Annotated in this window: 19 protein-coding genes and 1 pseudogene; 10 read left to right on the top strand and 10 right to left on the bottom strand. The window is 66.8% G+C overall.

Features of this window, described 5'->3' with window-relative positions:
* Nucleotides 1–94: 94 nt before the first annotated feature.
* A complete protein-coding gene (locus tag DIE15_RS32790; RefSeq protein WP_124835474.1) occupies nucleotides 95–1,387 on the top strand; it encodes an MFS transporter in 1,293 nt (430 codons plus the stop codon).
* 92 nt (nucleotides 1,388–1,479) lie between these two features.
* Here the strand turns inward: DIE15_RS32790 and DIE15_RS32785 are convergent.
* Nucleotides 1,480–2,583 (bottom strand): annotated as a pseudogene (locus tag DIE15_RS32785) (LacI family DNA-binding transcriptional regulator).
* Between the two features lie 113 nt (nucleotides 2,584–2,696).
* Between DIE15_RS32785 and DIE15_RS32780 the strand changes: the two are divergent.
* Nucleotides 2,697–3,533: an NAD(P)-dependent oxidoreductase gene (locus tag DIE15_RS32780; protein WP_057925944.1), complete on the top strand. Its 837-nt coding sequence runs from the start codon at nucleotides 2,697–2,699 to the stop codon at nucleotides 3,531–3,533.
* Nucleotides 3,534–3,570: 37 nt separating this feature from the next.
* Here DIE15_RS32780 and DIE15_RS32775 read toward each other — a convergent pair whose 3' ends face one another.
* Together DIE15_RS32775 and DIE15_RS32770 are read right to left on the bottom strand one after the other, a co-directional pair.
* Entirely contained in the window at nucleotides 3,571–3,891 is a 321-nt protein-coding gene (locus DIE15_RS32775; protein ID WP_124835472.1) for a DUF1330 domain-containing protein, read from the bottom strand.
* A gap of 145 nt (nucleotides 3,892–4,036) precedes the next feature.
* Nucleotides 4,037–4,504: a MerR family transcriptional regulator gene (locus DIE15_RS32770; protein ID WP_057925942.1), complete on the bottom strand. Its 468-nt coding sequence runs from the start codon at nucleotides 4,502–4,504 to the stop codon at nucleotides 4,037–4,039.
* A 77-nt stretch (nucleotides 4,505–4,581) separates the two neighbouring features.
* On the opposite strand from DIE15_RS32770, the gene DIE15_RS32765 reads away from it, so the two are divergent.
* Nucleotides 4,582–5,817, top strand: coding sequence for an NADH:flavin oxidoreductase/NADH oxidase family protein (locus DIE15_RS32765; protein ID WP_124835471.1), 1,236 nt, complete (start codon nucleotides 4,582–4,584; stop codon nucleotides 5,815–5,817).
* A 36-nt stretch (nucleotides 5,818–5,853) separates the two neighbouring features.
* On the opposite strand, the gene DIE15_RS32760 is transcribed toward DIE15_RS32765, so the two are convergent.
* Nucleotides 5,854–6,177 carry a hypothetical protein gene (locus tag DIE15_RS32760; RefSeq protein WP_057925940.1) on the bottom strand — a complete coding sequence of 108 codons (324 nt, stop codon included), beginning with the start codon at nucleotides 6,175–6,177 and terminating at the stop codon, nucleotides 5,854–5,856.
* 281 nt (nucleotides 6,178–6,458) lie between these two features.
* Entirely contained in the window at nucleotides 6,459–6,791 is a 333-nt protein-coding gene (locus tag DIE15_RS32755) for a hypothetical protein (protein ID WP_124835470.1), read from the bottom strand.
* On the opposite strand from DIE15_RS32755, the gene DIE15_RS32750 reads away from it, so the two are divergent.
* The gene (locus DIE15_RS32750) at nucleotides 6,790–7,422 is read left to right on the top strand and encodes a LysE family translocator (RefSeq protein ID WP_057925985.1); all 633 of its coding nucleotides are present in this window, start codon (nucleotides 6,790–6,792) and stop codon (nucleotides 7,420–7,422) included. The genes DIE15_RS32755 and DIE15_RS32750 overlap by 2 nt on opposite strands.
* An 86-nt stretch (nucleotides 7,423–7,508) precedes the next feature.
* Here the strand turns inward: DIE15_RS32750 and DIE15_RS32745 are convergent, their stop codons facing one another.
* A complete protein-coding gene (locus tag DIE15_RS32745; protein ID WP_057925938.1) occupies nucleotides 7,509–9,137 on the bottom strand; it encodes an NADP-dependent glyceraldehyde-3-phosphate dehydrogenase in 1,629 nt (542 codons plus the stop codon).
* Nucleotides 9,138–9,730: 593 nt separating this feature from the next.
* Nucleotides 9,731–10,681 (bottom strand): LysR family transcriptional regulator, encoded by a 951-nt coding sequence (locus DIE15_RS32740; protein WP_124835469.1) that lies wholly within the window; start codon nucleotides 10,679–10,681, stop codon nucleotides 9,731–9,733.
* Nucleotides 10,682–10,906: 225 nt separating this feature from the next.
* Between DIE15_RS32740 and DIE15_RS32735 the strand changes: the two genes are divergently transcribed.
* Complete coding sequence (locus DIE15_RS32735) at nucleotides 10,907–11,935, top strand: DUF1338 domain-containing protein (protein ID WP_057925936.1); 1,029 nt, start codon at nucleotides 10,907–10,909, stop codon at nucleotides 11,933–11,935.
* A 225-nt stretch (nucleotides 11,936–12,160) separates the two neighbouring features.
* On the opposite strand, the gene DIE15_RS32730 is transcribed toward DIE15_RS32735, so the two are convergent.
* Genes DIE15_RS32730 through DIE15_RS37255 form a run of 3 tightly spaced genes read right to left on the bottom strand, consistent with a single transcriptional unit; the run spans nucleotide 12,161 to nucleotide 12,982 of the window.
* On the bottom strand, nucleotides 12,161–12,358 hold the full coding sequence (locus tag DIE15_RS32730; RefSeq protein WP_057925935.1) for a CsbD family protein: 198 nt from the start codon (nucleotides 12,356–12,358) through the stop codon (nucleotides 12,161–12,163).
* 53 nt (nucleotides 12,359–12,411) lie between these two features.
* Nucleotides 12,412–12,765, bottom strand: a complete 354-nt coding sequence (locus DIE15_RS32725) for a BON domain-containing protein (RefSeq protein ID WP_057925934.1) — start codon at nucleotides 12,763–12,765, stop codon at nucleotides 12,412–12,414.
* Between the two features lie 52 nt (nucleotides 12,766–12,817).
* The gene (locus DIE15_RS37255) at nucleotides 12,818–12,982 is read right to left on the bottom strand and encodes a hypothetical protein (protein WP_162840554.1); all 165 of its coding nucleotides are present in this window, start codon (nucleotides 12,980–12,982) and stop codon (nucleotides 12,818–12,820) included.
* Between the two features lie 380 nt (nucleotides 12,983–13,362).
* Here DIE15_RS37255 and DIE15_RS32720 point away from each other — a divergent pair, with 380 nt between their 5' ends.
* The 5 genes from DIE15_RS32720 to DIE15_RS32695 all read left to right on the top strand — a co-directional run bounded on the left by DIE15_RS32720 (nucleotide 13,363) and on the right by DIE15_RS32695 (nucleotide 18,226).
* Complete coding sequence (locus DIE15_RS32720) at nucleotides 13,363–14,919, top strand: helix-turn-helix transcriptional regulator (protein ID WP_057925933.1); 1,557 nt, start codon at nucleotides 13,363–13,365, stop codon at nucleotides 14,917–14,919.
* A gap of 155 nt (nucleotides 14,920–15,074) precedes the next feature.
* Nucleotides 15,075–15,278: a CsbD family protein gene (locus DIE15_RS32715; protein ID WP_057925932.1), complete on the top strand. Its 204-nt coding sequence runs from the start codon at nucleotides 15,075–15,077 to the stop codon at nucleotides 15,276–15,278.
* Between the two features lie 430 nt (nucleotides 15,279–15,708).
* The gene (locus tag DIE15_RS32705) at nucleotides 15,709–16,860 is read left to right on the top strand and encodes a branched-chain amino acid ABC transporter substrate-binding protein (protein ID WP_124835467.1); all 1,152 of its coding nucleotides are present in this window, start codon (nucleotides 15,709–15,711) and stop codon (nucleotides 16,858–16,860) included.
* A 38-nt stretch (nucleotides 16,861–16,898) separates the two neighbouring features.
* Nucleotides 16,899–17,057 carry a hypothetical protein gene (locus tag DIE15_RS32700; RefSeq protein ID WP_242431796.1) on the top strand — a complete coding sequence of 53 codons (159 nt, stop codon included), beginning with the start codon at nucleotides 16,899–16,901 and terminating at the stop codon, nucleotides 17,055–17,057.
* The gene (locus DIE15_RS32695; RefSeq protein WP_057925930.1) at nucleotides 17,054–18,226 is read left to right on the top strand and encodes an FAD-binding oxidoreductase; all 1,173 of its coding nucleotides are present in this window, start codon (nucleotides 17,054–17,056) and stop codon (nucleotides 18,224–18,226) included. The genes DIE15_RS32700 and DIE15_RS32695 overlap by 4 nt, the downstream gene beginning before the upstream one ends.
* The last annotated feature ends 85 nt before the right edge of the window (nucleotides 18,227–18,311 follow it).

Raw genomic sequence — 18,311 nt, 5'->3', positions numbered from 1 at the left:
AAGGTGGCCCGATTGCCCGCCCCGGCGCCCGTCGCCGGTCACGGACAGCAACATCCAGCGGCGCGACGGGCGCGGCCGCGTATCGGAGACACTCATGCAATCTGCCGTCGTCGGCGCGGTGCGCGCCGCCGCCAGCCGCTATCGCTGGACCGTCTGTGCGCTGTTGTTCTTCGCGACCGTCATCAACTACATGGATCGCCAGATCCTCGGCCTGCTCGCGCCGATGCTCCAGCACGACATCGGCTGGAGCCAGGTGCAGTACGGCCGCATCGTGATGGCGTTTTCCGCGTTCTACGCGATCGGCCTGCTCGGTTTCGGGCGCATCGTCGACTGGCTCGGCACGCGCATCTCGTATGCGGTCGCGATGCTGGTGTGGAGCATCGCCGCGATGCTGCATGCGATGGTCGGCTCGGTGATGGGCTTCGCGGCCGTGCGCGCGCTGCTCGGGATCGGCGAGGGCGGCAACTTCCCGGCCGCGATCAAGACCACGGCCGAATGGTTTCCGCGCCGCGAACGCGCGCTCGCAACCGGCATCTTCAACTCGGGCGCGAACATCGGCGCGGTGTTCGCACCGGCGATCATTCCCGCGATCGCGGTGGCCTACGGGTGGCGCGCGGCGTTCGTGATCATCGGCGCGATCGGCATCGTGTGGCTCGCGGTGTGGCTGGTGCTCTATCGCACGGCCGACACGCGCGCGCTCGCCGCGGAATACGACGAGCCGTGCGACGAAGCCGAAGCGCTCGACGCGGCGAACGCGGACGCCGGCGCGCCGCGCTGGGGCGAGCTGATCCGCAAGCGCGAGACGTGGGCGTTCCTGATCGGCAAGTTCCTGACCGACCCGGTGTGGTGGTTCTACCTGTTCTGGCTGCCGAAGTGGCTCAACGAATCGCGCGGGATGGATATGCAGCATATCGGTCTGCCGCTCGTGTGCATCTATGCGCTGACGACGGTCGGCAGCATCGGCGGCGGCTGGCTGTCGTCGGAGCTGCTGCGCGCGGGCTGGAGCGTGAACGGCGCGCGCAAGACGGCGATGCTGATCTGCGCATGCTGCGTGCTGCCGATCGCGTTCGTGTCGCAGGTGCAGAGCCTGTGGATCGCGGTGCTGATCGTCGGCCTCGCCGCCGCCGCGCACCAGGGCTGGTCGGCGAACCTGTTCACGACGGCGTCCGACCTGTTCCCGCGCCGCGCGGTCGCGTCGGTGGTCGGCATCGGCGGGATGGCCGGCTCGATCGGCGGCGTGCTGTTCTCGGAAGTGATCGGCCAGGTGCTGCAGCGTACGGGCCACTACTGGGTGCTGTTCGCGATCGGCGCGCTGGCTTACCTGCTCGCGCTGGCGATCATGCACGTGCTTACGCCGAAGATGAAGCCCGCGAAGCTCGACGCGTAATCGCGTGCCGGGAAACGAACGCGCCGCCCGGAGGCGGCGCGTTTCTCATGTGTGATGCGCGGAAGCGATGAAGGCAGGACGTGGCGCGCGCTTCAACCGGCCGCGGCCGTCGACGCGCGCATGATCAGCCGTGGCTCGAACGTCGAATAGCTCGCATCGGTGCGCCCGGCGAGCGCGTCGATCAGCTTCTGCATCGCGAACTCGCCCATGTTCTCGCTCTGGATGTCGATGGTGGTCAGCGCGGGCGCCGCATATTCGCCGTACGGCACGTTGTCGATGCCGGCGACGGACACGTCCTGCGGCAGCCGGAACCCGAGCGATGCGGCTTCCTTCATGAAGCCGAGCGCGATCAGGTCGTTGTAGCAGATCACGGCCTGCGGGCGCTGCGGCCCGAGCATCACGCGCGAGCACGCGCGCTCGCCGGCTTCGGCGGTCGGCGCATGCGCATCGTGCACGTCGAGCGTGAGCCCCGCTTCCGCGAGACAGTCGCGCGCGCCCTGGATCCGTTCGTCGTTCACGCGCGCGGTGCCGAAGCCGAGGTACGCGATGCGCGTATGGCCGAGATTGAGCAGGTGACGCGCGAGCATGTAGGTGGCGAGCCGGTTGTCGATGCCGACGCTCGGGATCGGCAGGCCGGGGCTGCGCCGCAGCAGCACGAGCGGCTTGTGCAGGTCGAGCATCCAGCCGGCTTCGTCGTCGGGCATCCGCGTGCTGACGATCAGCCCGTCGACGCGCTGCGCGAGCGCCTCGATCAGCGAGCGTTCGCGCGCCTGGTTCTCTTCGGTATCGACGAGCAGCAGCGTGTAGTCGTGCTCGAGCGCGACGCGGTTCGCGCCTTTGACGACGTTCGTGAAGTACGGGTTGCTGATGTCGAGGATCACGAGGCCGATGGTGCGCGTGCGTCCGGTGATCATCGAGCGCGCGAGCGGATTCGAACGGTAGCCGAGCCGCTCGATCGCTTCCTTGAGGCGCGCCTCGACGGCCGGCGAAAAGCGCTGCGTGCCGTTCACGTACTTGGATACCGTCGCGACCGACACGCCGGCTTCCGCCGCCACGTCGCGGATCGTCGGGGAAACTTTTTTCATTGGAAGGGTAACGTTTTCGTCAGCTTATGCCGGATTGTGGCAGAAAAAGCCCGCGTCCGGCCACCGGCCGATATCGGGAAAGTGTGGATAGCTGCGAACAGGTTCGGCCATTGACGTTCGGCTTTTGTCACGCGTATAGTTGGAAAACGTTTTCCGATTTCAGCTGATTCCATCGATTTCGGGCAACTTCCCGGACACCCTCAGGACAGATTCAAGGAGACTCGATGAACGCCTCATCCACCGGCGCACGCAAGCCGTTCGGGCGCCTGCTGCTGACCGGCGCGGCCGGCAACCTCGGCCGCCAGGTGCGCGGCGCGCTGGCGAACTGGGCCGACGTCGTGCGCGTGAGCGACATCGCCGCGCTGGACGACGCGGCCGCGCACGAAGAAACCCGTGTCGTCGACCTGGCCGACCGGCCGGCGGTGATGGACCTCGTCGACGGCGTCGACGCGATCGTCCACCTCGGCGGCATTTCGGTCGATGCGCCGTTCGACGATCTCGTGGGTGCGAACATCACCGGCACGTACAACCTGTATGAAGCCGCGCGCAAGCACGGCGTGAAGCGGATCGTGTTCGCGAGCTCGAACCATGCGATCGGTTTCCATCCGGTCACGGAAGTGCTCGATGCCGATTCGCCGCTGCGTCCGGACAGTCTCTATGGCGTGACGAAGTGCTTCGGCGAGTCGCTGTCGCGCTACTACTTCGACCGCTTCGGGATCGAAACGGTGTGCCTGAGGATCGGTTCGTCGTTCGAGGCGCCGAAGAATCCGCGCATGCTCGTCACGTTCCTCAGCTATCGCGACTTCATCGAGCTCGTGCGCTGCTCGCTGCTGACGAACCGCGTCGGGCACGCGATCGTCTACGGCGTGTCGGACAACCCGGTGAAGTGGTGGGACAACACGAAGGCCGGCTTCCTCGGCTTCCGGCCGCAGGACAGCTCGGCGCAGTTCGCGGGGCTGTTCCCGCCGACGGCGCCGACCGCCGAGTACGACGATCCCGCGCAGCGCTACCAGGGCGGCGGTTTCGTCGTCGGCGAGCCGATGGAGCGCAACGCGAAGTAAGCGTCGCATGCGATGCATGTGTCGCATGCGTCGTGGTTCAGCGCAGGATGTCCGTCGCCTTGTGCGACTCGTCGACGCCGTCGATCAGGATCAACCGGCCGCTCGCGTGCCGAGCGCGTAGCGGCTGGATCTGCCGGTACGCATCCGATTCGTACCAGGCGCGCGCCGCGGCGAGATCGGGAAAGGCGATCGCGATCAGGTCGCCGCGCCACACGCCTTCGCGCGCGTCGGGCCGCGCGCCGTGAATGACGAAACGGCCGTCGAATGGCGCGAGCGTGCCGTCGATGCGTTCGAGGTATTCGACGATGTCGTCGCACATTTGAACGTCGTGCAGGTGGGCGATGGCGTAGGCGGTCATGGCGGGCTCCGGGGTGTCGATGCGATGCGTCGATCGATGCAGCCATGATCGGCGCGCGGGCGATGCGCGTCGATTACCTGCGACGTAAGCAAATCCATGTGGCCATGCACCGCGGACAGCCGGCGCCATGCGTGTACACGCACGCTCACGCGCGCTTGCGTGCCGGCCTCGGGTGCGACACCGGCGCAGGCGCCGCTGCGGCCTCGGCCTCTTCCTTGCACAGCTTGTCGAGCATGCGTTGCGCGGCGCCCGCGCAATCCTCGCCGGCGGGCTTGTTCGCGATCTCGTCGATCAGCGCCTGCAGGCTGCGGCGGTTCTGCGCGAGCCGCTGCTCCAGCAGCGCGATTTCGTCGACCTTGTGCCGCAATGTCTGGAGCAGCTCGTCGCGCGGCCACGCGCCGAGATCGGGCGGCAGCACCGCGCGGATTTCATCGAGCGCGAAACCCGCGCGCTGCGCGCGATCGATGATCGCGAGCCGCGTCAGCGCTTCCGGCCCGTATTCCCGATAGCCGTTCGCCTGCCGACGTGCCGGTTCGAGCAGGCCGCTCGCTTCGTAGAACCGGATACGCGACGCCGCGATGCCGCTGGTGCGCGCCAGTTCGCCGATTTTCATGGTGTGCTCCTGAGGGGCTTGACCTTGAAGCTGACTTTAAAGTTATGGTTGGGCATCGTCAATCGAGGATGCCCACCATGAACCTGTTTGCCCCCCTCACACTGCCCAATGGCGCGGTGATTCCGAACCGGCTGGCCAAGGCCGCGATGGAGGAGAACATGGCCGACGCGGATCACGCGCCGTCCGATGCGTTGCTGCGCCTGTACCAGGCATGGGCCGACGGCCGGGCCGGCCTGATCCTGACCGGCAACGTGATGGTGGACGGCCGCGCGATGACGGGGCCGAACGGCGTCGTGCTCGACAGCGACGCGCATCTCGACCGCTTCCGCCGGTGGGCGCAGGTCGCACGCTCCGGCGGCGCGCATGTCTGGATGCAGATCAACCATCCGGGGCGCCAGATGCAGGCGGCGCTCGGCCAGACGACGCTCGCGCCGTCGGCCGTGCCGCTCGCGCTCGGCGCGCTGTCGAAGCAGTTCCCGGTGCCGAAGGAGATGACGGAAGCCGACATCGCCGACGTGCAGCAGCGCTTCGTGCGCGCCGCGCAGCTTGCCGAGCAAAGCGGCTTCACCGGCGTGCAGATCCACGCGGCGCACGGTTACCTGCTGAGCCAGTTCCTGTCGCCGCTGACGAACCGCCGGCAGGACGCGTGGGGCGGCAGCATCGAGCACCGCGCGCGGCTGCTGCTCGACATCGTCCGCGCCGTGCGTGCGACGGTGTCGCCCGCGTTCGTCGTGTCGGTCAAGCTGAATTCGGCCGACTTCCAGCGCGGCGGCTTCAGCGCGGACGATGCGAAGCGCGTCGTGGAACTGCTGAATCCGCTCGGCGTCGATCTAGTCGAGCTGTCGGGCGGCAGCTACGAAGTGCCGGCGATGCAGGGCGAGGCGCGCGACGGACGCACGTTGGCCCGGGAAGCGTATTTCCTCGAATTCGCGCGGGACATCACGGCGGTCGCACGCATGCCGCTGATGGTCACGGGCGGGATCCGGCGCCGCGCGGTGGCCGAGCAGGTGGTCGCCAGCGGCGTGGCGATGGTCGGCATCGCGACCGCGCTGTCGATCGATCCGAACCTGCCGCGCGACTGGCAGGCCGGCAAGGACAGCGCGCCGGCGCTGCAGCCGATCCGGTGGAAGAACAAGGCGCTGGGCGCGCTGGCGAACATGGCCGTCGTGAAGTTCCAGCTCGCGCGGTTGAGCGCGGGGCGACGCACGCATCCGGGCGTGTCGCCGCTGCGCGCGCTGGTGTCGCAGCAGATGGCCGCGCAGTGCCAGACGCGGCGTTACCGCAAGTGGATGGCGGGGCGGGTTGCGCGCTAGCCGTAGGGGCGGTGCGTTGTGCGGCCCGGTGCCCGCTCAGACCGGATACGCGTCGTCGACCTTCAGGTTCGCGAGCCGGAACAGCGTGCGCAGCGTCTGCGGGTGAATGTCGCGGCGTGCGGCGAGCGACGTCAGCATGAAGTCGAGGACCTTCGCGTAGCGCAGCAGCACGAGGCAGCGCGCGAGATCCGCGTTGCCGCCGCGCATGCCTTCGGCGAAGTGGACCATCTGGGTCGACAGCGCACGCGCCATCTCGAGTTCCATCTGCTGCTTTTCGGTCCATTCGGGCTGCGGCTGTTCGAGCAGTTTCGCGAGAAAGAGCTGGAACGACGTATCGGATGAGTTGGGCAGCGCATCCATGAGGAACCTCGTTGCTTGCGTGGATCGTTCGGGCGTATCCGGTGGACGGGTCCCGATCCGGGTTCATGTCCGCACCAACCGGCGGCGCGGTTGTCACTGCACTGCGAATGCAGGTTCCGTACCAGCGCCGCGATCCGGTGGTCGAGCACGGTTGCCGCGAGTCGCGGCAGCGGCCAGCGTGTCCCGCCGCTACTGGCTTGCACGGAAAATCGACGCGGGTGTCCGTACGCTGCCCTCGGTCGCGCTCGGCCGCACGAGAGGGCCCGGACGGATGAAATGCTTCAGCGATGTAACGTAATGTCGGGTTGAAACCAACTGTGCGTTTCAGCCGACGCATCGCCGGAAGGTCGCGACGCTGGTGTGTCGGGCGTCCCGGCGGCCTCGGGCCGGTTGTGTGCCGCGCGCCGCAACGAGGTCCGCCGCACGATCGAATGCCGCGCCACCTGCGCCGGATGTTTCAGATTCGAGACGTTTTGCGCGCGGCGATCCGGATGCGAGCGCAACGTCGTCGCCCGCGCCACCCAACTGGCCCAGCGAATAACCGGACAACTGTCCATGGGCAGCCGCGCCGTGTTTGCGAACAATCCGGGGATCATCCTCGCGAGGTTCGACATGAGCGTCCACGCCTTCTTCTCGGCCAACCTGCTGCTGGCCTACACGGCTTATTTCGTCGGCACGGCCAGCCCCGGCCCGAGCAATCTCGCGATCATGTCGGTCGCCGCGAACCATGGCCGCAAGGCGGCGCTCGCGTTCGCGCTCGGCGTCATCTCGGGATCGATGTTCTGGGCGACGGTGGCCGCGCTGGGCGTATCGGCGGCGCTGCTCGCGTGGTCGAAGCTGCTGGTCGCGATCAAGCTGTTCGGCGGCGTGTACCTGCTGTGGCTCGCGTTCAAGTCGGGGCGCACCGCGTGGTCGGCCAAGGCTGCCGCCACGCTGAAGGCGGCGCCCGATCAGACGCTGTCGCGCTTCTACGCACGCGGCGCGATGCTGCACCTGACGAATCCGAAAGCCATCCTGGTGTGGGTGTCGATCGTCGCGCTGTCGTCGAACGGCGCGGGCGCGTCGCACGGCGCCGTCGTGCCGGGCTGCATCGCGATCGGGTGCCTGGTGTTCGGCGGCTATGCGCTGGTGTTCTCGACGGACGGCGCGCGCCGGCTCTACGTGCGCGGCCGGCGCGCGATGGAAGCGTGTCTCGCGGTGGTGTTCGGTGTGGCGGGCATCAGGTTGCTGGCGTCGAACGTATGAACGTACGACCCGCACGCATATGAACGGATGATCCGCCGCGCGAACGCGCGGCGGATCATCCATCGCATCGAACCCGCTTCAGTGCTTCAGAAAATGAAGCCCGTGTTGATGAACTTCGAGTGGTGGTCCGACACGATCGAATCGAGCAGTTGCTTGCTGCCGTCGGTCTGCTTGGCCGCGACCATCGAACGGATCGAGAACGCGCGCAGCGCATCGGTCACCGACAGCGTGCCTTCCGCCGAATCCTTGCGTCCCGCGAACGGGAACACGTCGGGCCCGCGCTGGCACTGGCAGTTGATGTTCACGCGGCACACCTGGTTCACGAGCGGATCGACGAGCGCGCCGATCTGCGCCGGATCGGAACCGAAGATGCTGACCTGCTGGCCGTGCTCCGACGTCGTCACGTAGTCGAGCGCGGTTTCCACGTCGTCGAACGGCGCGACCGGAATGATCGGCCCGAACTGCTCCTCGCGGTACAGCTTCATGCCTTCGGACACCGGATACACGACGGCCGGGTAGAACAGCGTCTTGCTGAACTCGCCGCCCGAGTGGTTGACGACCTGCGCGCCCTTCGCCTTCGCGTCGTCGATCGCATCGGTCATGTAGGTGGTGCGATGCATGCCCGGCAGCGGCGTGATGCTGACGCCTTTCTCCCACGGCATGCCGATCTTCAGCTGTTCGAGCGCGGCGGTGAAGCGCTTCAGGAATTCGTCGACGATCGACCGATGCACGAGCAGCATCTTCAGCGCGGTACAGCGCTGGCCGTTGAACGACAGCGCGCCGAGCAGGCACTCCTTCACGGTGAGGTCGAGATCGGCGTCGGGCAGCACGATCGCCGCGTTCTTCGCGTCGAGGCCGAGGATCGCGCGCAGGCGGTGCGACTTCGGATGCTGCTTCTTCAGGTGATCGGCGACCTTGCTCGATCCGATCAGCGCGAGCACGTTGATCTTGCCCGACGCGAGCATGTGCGGCACGACCACCGCGCCCGGCGCGTAGATCGTGTTGATCACGCCTTTCGGGAACGCGTCGCGGAACGCCTCGAGCAGCGGCTCGAACAGCAGCGTGCCGTACTGAGGCGGCTTGAAGACCACGGTGTTGCCCATCAGCAGCGCGGGGATCAGCGTCGCGAAGGTCTCGTTCAGCGGATAGTTGTACGGCCCCATGCACAGCACCACGCCGAGCGGCGTGCGGCGGATCTGGCCGATCGTGCCTTCCGCGATCACGAAGCGCGAGTTCGCGTTGTCGAGCTCCTTCAGCGCGTCGATCGTCTGCGTCATGTACGTGACGGTGCGGTCGAACTCCTTCTGCGAATCGGCGAGGCTCTTGCCGATCTCCCACATGATCAGGTTCACGACCAGCTCGCGCTGCGCGACCATCCGCTTGATGAAGTCCTGCATGCACGCGATGCGCTGCTCGACCTTCATCGTGGGCCACTCGCCGCGGCCCGAGTCGTACGCGCGCACCGCGGCGTCGAGCGCCGCGTCGCTTTCCGTCTCGCCCATCACCGGATAGCTGCCGATCTCCATCTGCGCGACGCTGCCGTCCGGCTGGCGCACGCACACGGGCGACAGCACGGTCTTGGTCGTGCCGTCCCACGGGCGCAGCGCGCCGTCGACCAGCGACACGCGCTGGTGGATCGGTGCGGCGAGCCGGAACTCGGCGGGGATGTCTTGATAGGCGGGAAACAACTGCTGCAGGGAGGCGGAATCGGGCATGACGGTCTCGTTTGACGGGTGTCCGGGAAGGACGGGCGATGCGGAATCCTGAACTGAATGATCCTCGATCCTGAATCGGCATCATGACGCGCGAACGTCGAGGCGTCACGCGACGGCGTGGCCGAAACGCGGAATGGAACCAGTTCCATTAGAAAGGAACGCCGAGCCGATTGCAAGATTTGCCGAGCGAGATCGTTTGGTTCGTAAGTGTTTTGAAGGATTGTTTCCGAATGCCGGGAATAAGTTGCCCGGCGCAAGCGCAAACGTTTCACTTCGACCGGTTTGGGCGGATAATGGCCGGGCGCGGTGAAGTAAAAAATGCCCCCGAACCTGAGAGAAAACATACGCAGTGAAGAAATGAGAGAAGGTCCGCCGCGCTGCCGAAGCGAGGTCGGCTGCCCGGAGCGCCGGGTCGGGGTTGCCCGCCCGGCGCGCACCGGACCACTCGCGTCTCCCGGCATCCTCGTCGTCCCGTTTTTTCCCTGTTCCGACATTGCCGGCATTACCGACATTGGCGCGTCAGCGCGGTGCTCAAGCAGGGCGCCCGTCCGTACGACAAGACGGCGAAGCACGCTACATCGCGATGCCGCGCGTTATTCGACATCCTCGTCGTCTTCGCCATCCGCCACGTCGTTTTCCTCCCGCCCCGGCGCCGCATACGCGCTCGCCTGTTCCAGCAACCACGCACGAAACGACTCCAGCGGCTTGCTGTGGCTGAACTCGGTCGGATACACGAGGTAGTACGCCGAATCGCCGACCGTCGCCGCGTCGCACGGCACGACGAGGCCGAGCTGCTGCAGCTGTTCCTCGACGAAGAACTTCGGCACCAGCGCGATCCCGAGCCCGGCCGCGGCCGCGCTGATCAGCATCGTGTGGAGTTCGTAGCGCACGCCCTGCATCGTGCGGATGTCCTCGACGCCGTGCGTCTCGAACCATTGCGCCCACGCGCCGGGACGCGTGGTCGAGTGCAGCAGCGGATACGCGAGCAGGTCCTCCACGCGTTCGACCGGCCCGTCGAGCAGCGCGGGCGAGCAGATCGGTACGACTTCCTCGCCGAACAGGTAGTCGGACGAGGTGCCCGGCCAGGTCGGCTTGCCGTAGTGGATCGCGGCTTCGAAGTGCGTGTCCTCGAACGAGAACAGGTCGGTGCGGCTGCCCATGTTCACGCGCACGTCCGGCGTGCGGTCGTAGAAGCTCTTGATGCGCGGGATCAGCCAGTGCGATGCGAAGGTCGGCAGCACGGCGAGCTCCAGGTAGCCGCCGCCGCTGCCGTGCGCGATGATCGACAGCGTGTCGCGATCGAGCGCCTCGAGCGCGCGCCGCACCTGCGTGCCGTACAGCTTGCCGGCGCGCGTCAGCACGACGCGCTGCTTCACGCGCGCGAACAGCCGCACGCCGAGGCTCGCTTCAAGCGTCGCGATCTGCCGCGATACCGCGCTTTCGGTCAGGAACAGCTCCTTCGCCGCGTGCGTGAAGCTCTCGTGGCGCGCCGCGGCTTCGAAAGCCACGAGCGCACCCATGTTGGGGATCTTGAATTTGCGCATGATGCTCGTTTTGTCTGACAAACGGACCCGCCCACGGCGGGCCGGCGACGAGTGCGGAGGCCGCGAATAATTCCAAAAACTCATCACGTGTCAATTTAATCTCGCTTTACGCCCCGCTGCAACTCTTTGAATAATGCATCCCACGCAAGGCAAGGCGCCCGTTGGGCGGCCGGCCACCCGAGTTGCCGGCACGTTTGCCGGCGGTCCCCCGAGACGAGAATCCTGATGCGCAATCCGAATATCGAGAGCTTGCTGACGAAGCTGCTGGGACAGGCGAAGACCGACGCCCTGTTCGCGACCCTGAACATGCCGGCCATCCTCGACGAATGGGAAACCGACGTCGTCACGCGTGCGGAAATCGCCCAGGCGATGAACATGGCGCTGTTCGAAGGGCTGCTCGAACGTTCGGCGAACGGCCGCGCGTACACGGCCGATGCCATCGAGAACGGCGGCTCGGTCTACTTCGACCACGGCGCGCTGCGCACGGTGCGCTGGCCGCACACGGGCGCGCTGCCGCCGGGCGAAGCCGCGTTCACGCGCATCCTGCGTCCGCTCGGCTTTCGCCTGAACGGCCGCTACCCGCTCGACAAGCTCGGCATGACCGGCCGCGCATACGCGCATGAAGACGCGCCGGACGAGATCGCGCAGTTCTTCGTCAGCGAACTGCATCCGGAACGTTTCTCGAAAGAATTCCAGCAGGCCGTGACGAACGTCGTGAGCTCGTCGCGCGATCCGCTGTCGCCGGCGGCCGTCGCGCTGTTGTGGGAGATCGAGCGCGAAGGCTGGCTGTCGCTCGACGCCGCGCACGCACTGCTGCCCGAGATCGTCGGCGCGTTCGCTCGCCAGCACGACCTGCCGAACGAACTCGACTACGAGACGCTGCTGCTCGAATCGGCCGAGATGGCATGGATCGCGACCGAAGGCAACGCGTTCAACCATGCGACCGATCGCGTGACCGACGTGTTCAAGCTGTCCGACGACGAGAAGGCGAAGGGCCGGCCGATGAAGCCGGAAGTCGAGCGCTCGCGTTCGGGCCGCGTGTTCCAGACCGCGTATCGCGCGGACATCGTCGAGCGCGAGTTCCGCACGCGCGACGGCGGCACGGTGAAGCGCAACGTGCCGGGCTCGTTCTATGAATTCATCACCCGCCGCCGCACGTTCGACCAGACGGCGCGCCGCTGGGTCACGGACCTGCGTTTCGATGCGGGCAATGCGCAGGGCATCTTCAAGATGACGGCGAACGCGGCGAAGTAAGCGCGACGCACCAAGGCAAACGGGCCGGCGGCTGATGACAGCCTCCGGCCCGTTTGCGTTGCATGGGCGCCGCGAGCGTCAGAACAGGTGCGTGACGAGGTAGAACAGCACCAGCACGCCGACCGGCACGCCGAGCAGCCATGCGATCAGATATTTGCCCATGTCGTTGTCCTTCGCGTTGCCGCGACGCGGGACGCATCGCGGCGGGGTGAGACGACCGGCGCGTTACAGCTTGCGATCGAATTCCTTCAGTTGCTTCTCGGCTTCGTCGCGCGCGATCCCGTAACGCTCCTGGATCTTGCCGACCAGATAGTCGCGGTTGCCTTCGGCAGCGGTCAGATCGTCGTCGGTCAGCTTGCCCCACTTGGCCTTCAGCTTGCCGGTGAGCTGCTTCCACTGGCCCTTGATCTTGTCTTCGTTCATCGTTCGCTCCTGGAGTAAGGGGAGAAAAGTGCGGCGCTCGGCCGCGTGACAACTCAGGCCTGAGCCTTCAGGCCGGATGCGTGGACGTGCTTCACGCCCTTGATCGAGCGCGTCACGGCGACGGCCTTCTTCACCGCGATCTTCGACGGCAGCACGCCCGTCAGCGTGACGACACCGTCGACCGTCTTCACGCTGACGTGAGTGCTCTTCAGGCCTTCGGTGGTCGCGAGTTCGCTCTTCACCTTGGTCGTGATCCATGTGTCGGTGACGGGCTGGTTCGATTCGGTCGTCATGCCGTTGCCGGCCGGCGACGACGCCTGTGCCTGCGCGCTCGTGAGCGGTGCGGCGGCGAGCAGGAAGGCCGCGCTGACGGCGAGCAGTGTCGAAAGGTGCGAGATCTTGTTCATTGATGTTCTCCTGCGATTGGCGTGAGTGGATGAATGCCGATCGCGCCGTGTGCTACCGCGCGATCGGCGTGTCGTAGCCGGGCTCGCGCGGCGGCATGTCCGGGCGCGGCACGTCGGGCGGCAGCGGCACCGGCGGATCGGTGCCGGGCGACGGTTCGGGCGGATGGTCCGGGGCCGGTTCGGGCCGCGTCGGATCGGGTGTCTGATGCAGCTTCATCAGGTGGTCCTCCTCTGCGGTAGGGCAGCGCGTACGCGCCGATTCAGTACCAGCGTACCGGCGCGAACGCACGCGGACATCGCGCAAATTCACCGGATCGGCTAGTGCGTTTGCACGGGGACGGAACGAAGGAGCGGGAACGAGGCATGCGCCATGACGGGGGCAACGCGGGACGGCAGGCGCGGATGCCGCGCCGCGCGCCGCTCGGCGGGGTAGCGCACGCAGGCGGCGCGGCATGCGAATGTACTATTGCGCGTGGCGCATCTGCACCTGCCCGTCGTATCGGCGGCACGCGATCATCGCGGCACGCGCCATCCGGCGCATGTCGGCGCGGAGGCGACCGGCCCGGCAACCATGTCGACCATGTGGACCACCAATCAATGGACGAACGCGTAAACGAACAGGTGCTCAAGTCGCATACCGACCGGCGCCAGTTGCATCAGATCATCGCGGGGCTCACCGAGGGCGTGATCCTCATCGAACCCGACCAGCGGATCGTGTGGGCGAACGAGGCCGCACTCGCGATGCACGGCGTGACCGAGCTCGATGCGCTCGGCGCGGACGTGACCGAGTATCGCGAGCGCTTCCGGCTGCGCTACCGGAACAATCATCCGGTGCGCGACGGCCACTATCCGATGGACCGCGTGATCGCGGGCGAGGAGTTCAGCGACGTGACGGTCGAAGTCGAATCGGCCGCCGACGAGAACGTGAGCTGGGTCCACCGGATCCGCAGCCTCGTGCTGACGAATGCGGCCGGCGAGCCCGACTGTCTCGCGCTCGTGCTGCACGACGCGACCGAATGGGCGAGCGCCGAGGAGCGCTTCGAGCGCACGTTCAACGCGAATCCGGCGCCGGCCGTGATCTGCCGGCTCGACGACCTGCGCTACGTGAAGGTCAATCAAGGCTTCCTCGACATGACGGGCCACGCGCGCGACGACGTGCTCGGCCGCTCCGTCTATGAACTCGATGTGCTCGAACAGGCCGAGCGGCGCGAACTCGCGATCGAGCGGCTCGGCGAGGGCGCGACGATCCCGCAGATGGAGGCCGTATTGAAGTGCGCGGACGGCGGCACGAAGGCGGTCGTCGTCGCCGGGCAGCCGATCGACATGAACGGCGAAGCATGCATGCTGTTCACGTTCATGGATCTCGAGCCGCGCAAGCAGGCGGAGTTCGCGTTGCGGCAGAGCGAGGAGCGTTTCGCGAAGGCGTTCCGGATGGCGCCGGTCGCGACCGCGATCGTCACGGCCGACCGCTTCGAGCTGCTCGACGTGAACGATGCATTCGTCGCGATGGCCGGCCATGCGCGCGACGACCTGCTCGGCAAGTCCGCGGACGAGATCGGGCTGTGGGCCGAGCGCGGCGCGCGCCAGCGGATCGACAGCCAGCTCGCGCGCGACGGCAACGTGCGCAACGCGGACGTGCAGATCCGCACGCGCGATGGCGACGTGCGCGATTGCGTGGTATCGGCCGACCCGGTCGCGATTCACGGCCAGGATTGCCTGCTGATCGCGTTGCTCGACATCAGCGATCGCAAGCGTACCGAGATGGAACTCGTCTACGCGATCGAGACCGCGATGCAGGACGCGTCGTGGTTCAGCCGCACGCTGATCGAAAAACTGGCGAACGTGCGGCGCGCGAATGCGCCGGACGCGGGCGCGCAGCTGTCGGACCTCACCGCACGCGAGCGCGACGTGTTCGACCTGCTGTGTCACGGTCTCGCCGACAAGGAGATCGCCGGCCGCCTCGGGCTCGCGCCGAACACGGTCCGCAATCACGTCGCGACGATCTACGCGAAGCTCGACGTGCATAGCCGCGGCGAGGCGATCGTGTGGGCGCGCGAGCGGGGGATCGTCGGCGCGGCCGACGCGAACGGCGCGCGCGGCGAGAAGGGCGCCGAGAAGGCCGCCGACAAGGGCGGCGCGACCGGCAAGGGCTGACGCCGGCCGCTGCCCCATCGGTGCGAATGCACCATGCGGGCTGGTGCATCCGCATCTGCCGCGTGCGGCGCGCGGCTGCGATCCTGTCCACTCGGCGGTGCGGCGCAGGCTGCCTTGCCGTCGGCTCTCTCCCCAACTCATCGCAGGAGACGACCATGGACAGGAATCGCATCGAAGGCAAGCTCAAACAAGTGAAGGGTTCGGTCAAGGAAGCGCTCGGCAAGGTGACGGGCGACCGCGAGACGGAAGCGCAGGGCGTCGCGGAGCAGCAGGCCGGCAAGCTGCAGGAGAAGGCCGGCGAGGCAGCCGATGCGGTGCGCAAGCATATGGGCACCGATACGCACATCGACCGGCACTGAGCGTCCGCGACCGAATCGTGCGATGCGCGACGTGTCACGTCACGGGCGGCGGCCTGACACAGCGATTGATTCTCCATCGGCATTACCCGGCGCCGCCTTGATGCAACGGCATCTGCGCGCATCGCTTGAAGTTTCCCCCTCCGGGCCCGCCGTCGCGCGGGCCGCGTACCGTCGGTAGCGACGGTACTTGATGACAATTCCTCACAACATAGTTCCGATATTTCGTTTGCTGCACGCGTATTGGCTACCCACAATCGGTTCACCTCTTTCGCGCTGACAGGTTCCCCGGAGACGGAACCGCGGTGATCGACCGGCAGGCGATGCGCCATTGGCGACGCCCCGGCGACAGAAAAAATCACCGGCACGCGAGAGGTCGCCGGCGCGCGATGGTCGCGCGCCGCATCCCGACCCATACAAGAAGGATTGGCCGATGACGTTCCGCATTCGCTCGCTTTCCGGCATCGCACTGACCGCCGCGATTTTCGCGTTCCAGATGGGCGCGGCCCACGCGCAGGAGACGGTCGTCAAGGTCGGCGTGGCCGTGCCGCTGACCGGCGGCGGCGCCGCCTACGGCAAGGACATCGAGAACGGCGTGCGCATGGCAGTCGACGAGGCGAACGCCGCGCACACGACGATCGGCGGCAAGCCGGTGAAGTTCGTCGTCGCATCGCAGGACGACCAGAGCGACCCGCGCATCGGCGTGCAGGCCGCGCAGCAGCTGACCGACGCACAGGTGGCCGTCGTGATCGGCCACTTCAATTCGGGCACGACGCTGCCCGCGTCGAAGATCTACGCGAAGGCCGGCATTCCGATGATCACGCCGTCGGCGACCAATCCCGACATCACGCGCGCCGGGCTCGGCACCGTGTACCGCGTGATCGCAACCGACGCGCAGAACGCCGGCAACGCCGGCGCGTATGCGGCGAGCGTGACCAAGGCGAAGCGCATCGCGATCATCGACGACCGCACCGCGTTCGGCCAGGGCGAAGCCGACGAGTTCGAAAAGGCCGCGAAGGCGAACGGCGGCACGATCGTCGCGCGCGAATTCACGAACGACAAGGCCGTCGACTTCAGCGCGCAGCTCACGAAGATCAAGAGCACGAATGCCGACCTGGTGTTCTTCGGCGGCCTCGACGCGCAGTCCGCGATGCTGGTCAAGCGCATGCGCCAGCTCGGCATCCGCGCGCAGTTCCTGGCAGGCGGCGGCGTGATGAACGCGAACTTCATCAAGCTTGCCGGCAATGCGGCCGAAGGCGCGGCCGTGTGGGAATACGGGCAGCCGCTGTCGCGTCTCGCGAAGGGCAAGCAGTTCGAAACGAAATTCAAGCAGAAGTACGGCGTCGACATGCTCGCGTATGCGCCGTTCGCGTACGACGCGACGTGGATCGCGATCAACGCGATGCAGAAGGCGAACTCGGCGAAGCCGGCCGATTTCAACGGCGCGCTGAAGGGCACGCGCTACGACGGCATCACCGGCACGATCGCGTTCACGAACACGGGCGACCTGAAGAACCCGAGCTCGACGCTGTATGAAGTGAAGAACGCCGCGTGGCAGCCCGTCACCACGCAAACGTCGGACTGAATACCCGACGCGTGCGGGCTTTCGCGGCGACGCCGGACGTGCTGAAATACCCGAAGCGATCGGATCCGATCGCGGTGCATGTCGAGGCGATTCGCCGGGCGGTCCACACGCACGGCGCCGCGCGCGACGCGGCACGAACAACCTTCGGGCGCGGCCGGCTGGCCGCGCCTTTCACGTGCAACTGGAGTCAGTCGTGAGTTCTCAAGTCGTCATCGTCGGCGGTGGTGTGATCGGCAGCTCGATCGCGTATTTCCTGCGTGCTACCGATCCGACGGTGTCCGTGACCGTCATCGAACGCGATCCCACCTATGCGAAGTCGTCGTCGGCGCTGTCGGCCGCGTCGATTCGCCAGCAGTTCTCGACGCCGCTGTCGATCGAGATGTCGCTGTTCGGAATCGATTTCCTGCGCACGATCGGCGAACGGCTCGAGGTCGACGGCAGCCGGCCGTCGATCGATCTGCATGAGGGCGGTTACCTGTTCCTCGCGACGCCGGCAGGCGATGCGACGCTGCGCGAGAACCATGCGCTGCAAACGAAGCTCGGTGCCGATATCCGCTTGATGGATCGCGATGCGCTGCGCGCGAAGTTCCCGTGGCTGAACGTCGACGATCTCGTGTCGGGCGCGTATGGCGTCAGCGGCGAAGGGTGGTTCGACGGCTACGGGCTCGTGCAGGCGCTGCGCAAGAAGGCACAGGCGCTGGGCGCGCGCTACGTGCCGTCGGACGTGACCGGCGTCGTTCGCGATGGTCGCAAGGTAACGCATGTGATGACGAGCGACGGCGAGCGCTACGCGTGCGACACGCTCGTCAACGCGGCTGGTGCGTGGACGCGCACGCTGTCGTCGATGATGGGCATCGACATTCCCGTGTATGCGCGGCGTCGCAGCATCTTCAACGTGTCGTCGCCGGCGAAGCTCACCGATTGCCCGCTGCTGATCGATCCGACGGGCGTGTATTTCCGGCCGGAAGGGCGCACGTATATCTGCGGGACGTCGCCGAGCCCCGATCGCGATCCCGACGATCTGCCGCTCGACGAGGTCGATCACGACCTGTTCGACGAGGTGATCTGGCCGACGCTTGCGAATCGCGTGCCGGAGTTCGAAGCGCTGCGCGTGGAGAACTGCTGGTCCGGATACTACGAGTACAACGTGTTCGATCACAACGCGATCATCGGGTATCACCCCGAGCTCGACAACGTCGTGTTCGCGAACGGATATAGCGGGCACGGGCTGCAGCAGGGGCCTGCGACCGGGCGTGGGGTGAGTGAACTGATTCTGGGCGGGCGGTATGAATCGCTCGACCTGTCGTCGCTCGGCTGGGAGCGTGTGCTCGAAAACCGGCCGATCGTCGAAAAGAACGTCGTGTAGTGCGGTAGTGCGGCGTGACCGCCCGGTGTGGGGTGGGCGGGATTCTCCTTGTGTCTCGATCTGATTGGCCCGGCTTTGCCGGGCC

The sequence above is a fragment of the Burkholderia sp. Bp9031 genome, assembly GCF_003857965.1.
Taxonomy (GTDB): Bacteria; Pseudomonadota; Gammaproteobacteria; order Burkholderiales; family Burkholderiaceae; genus Burkholderia; species Burkholderia ambifaria_A.
The sequence above is the reverse complement of the archived record's forward strand: the minus strand, read 5'-3'. Positions and strand labels throughout refer to the sequence as shown.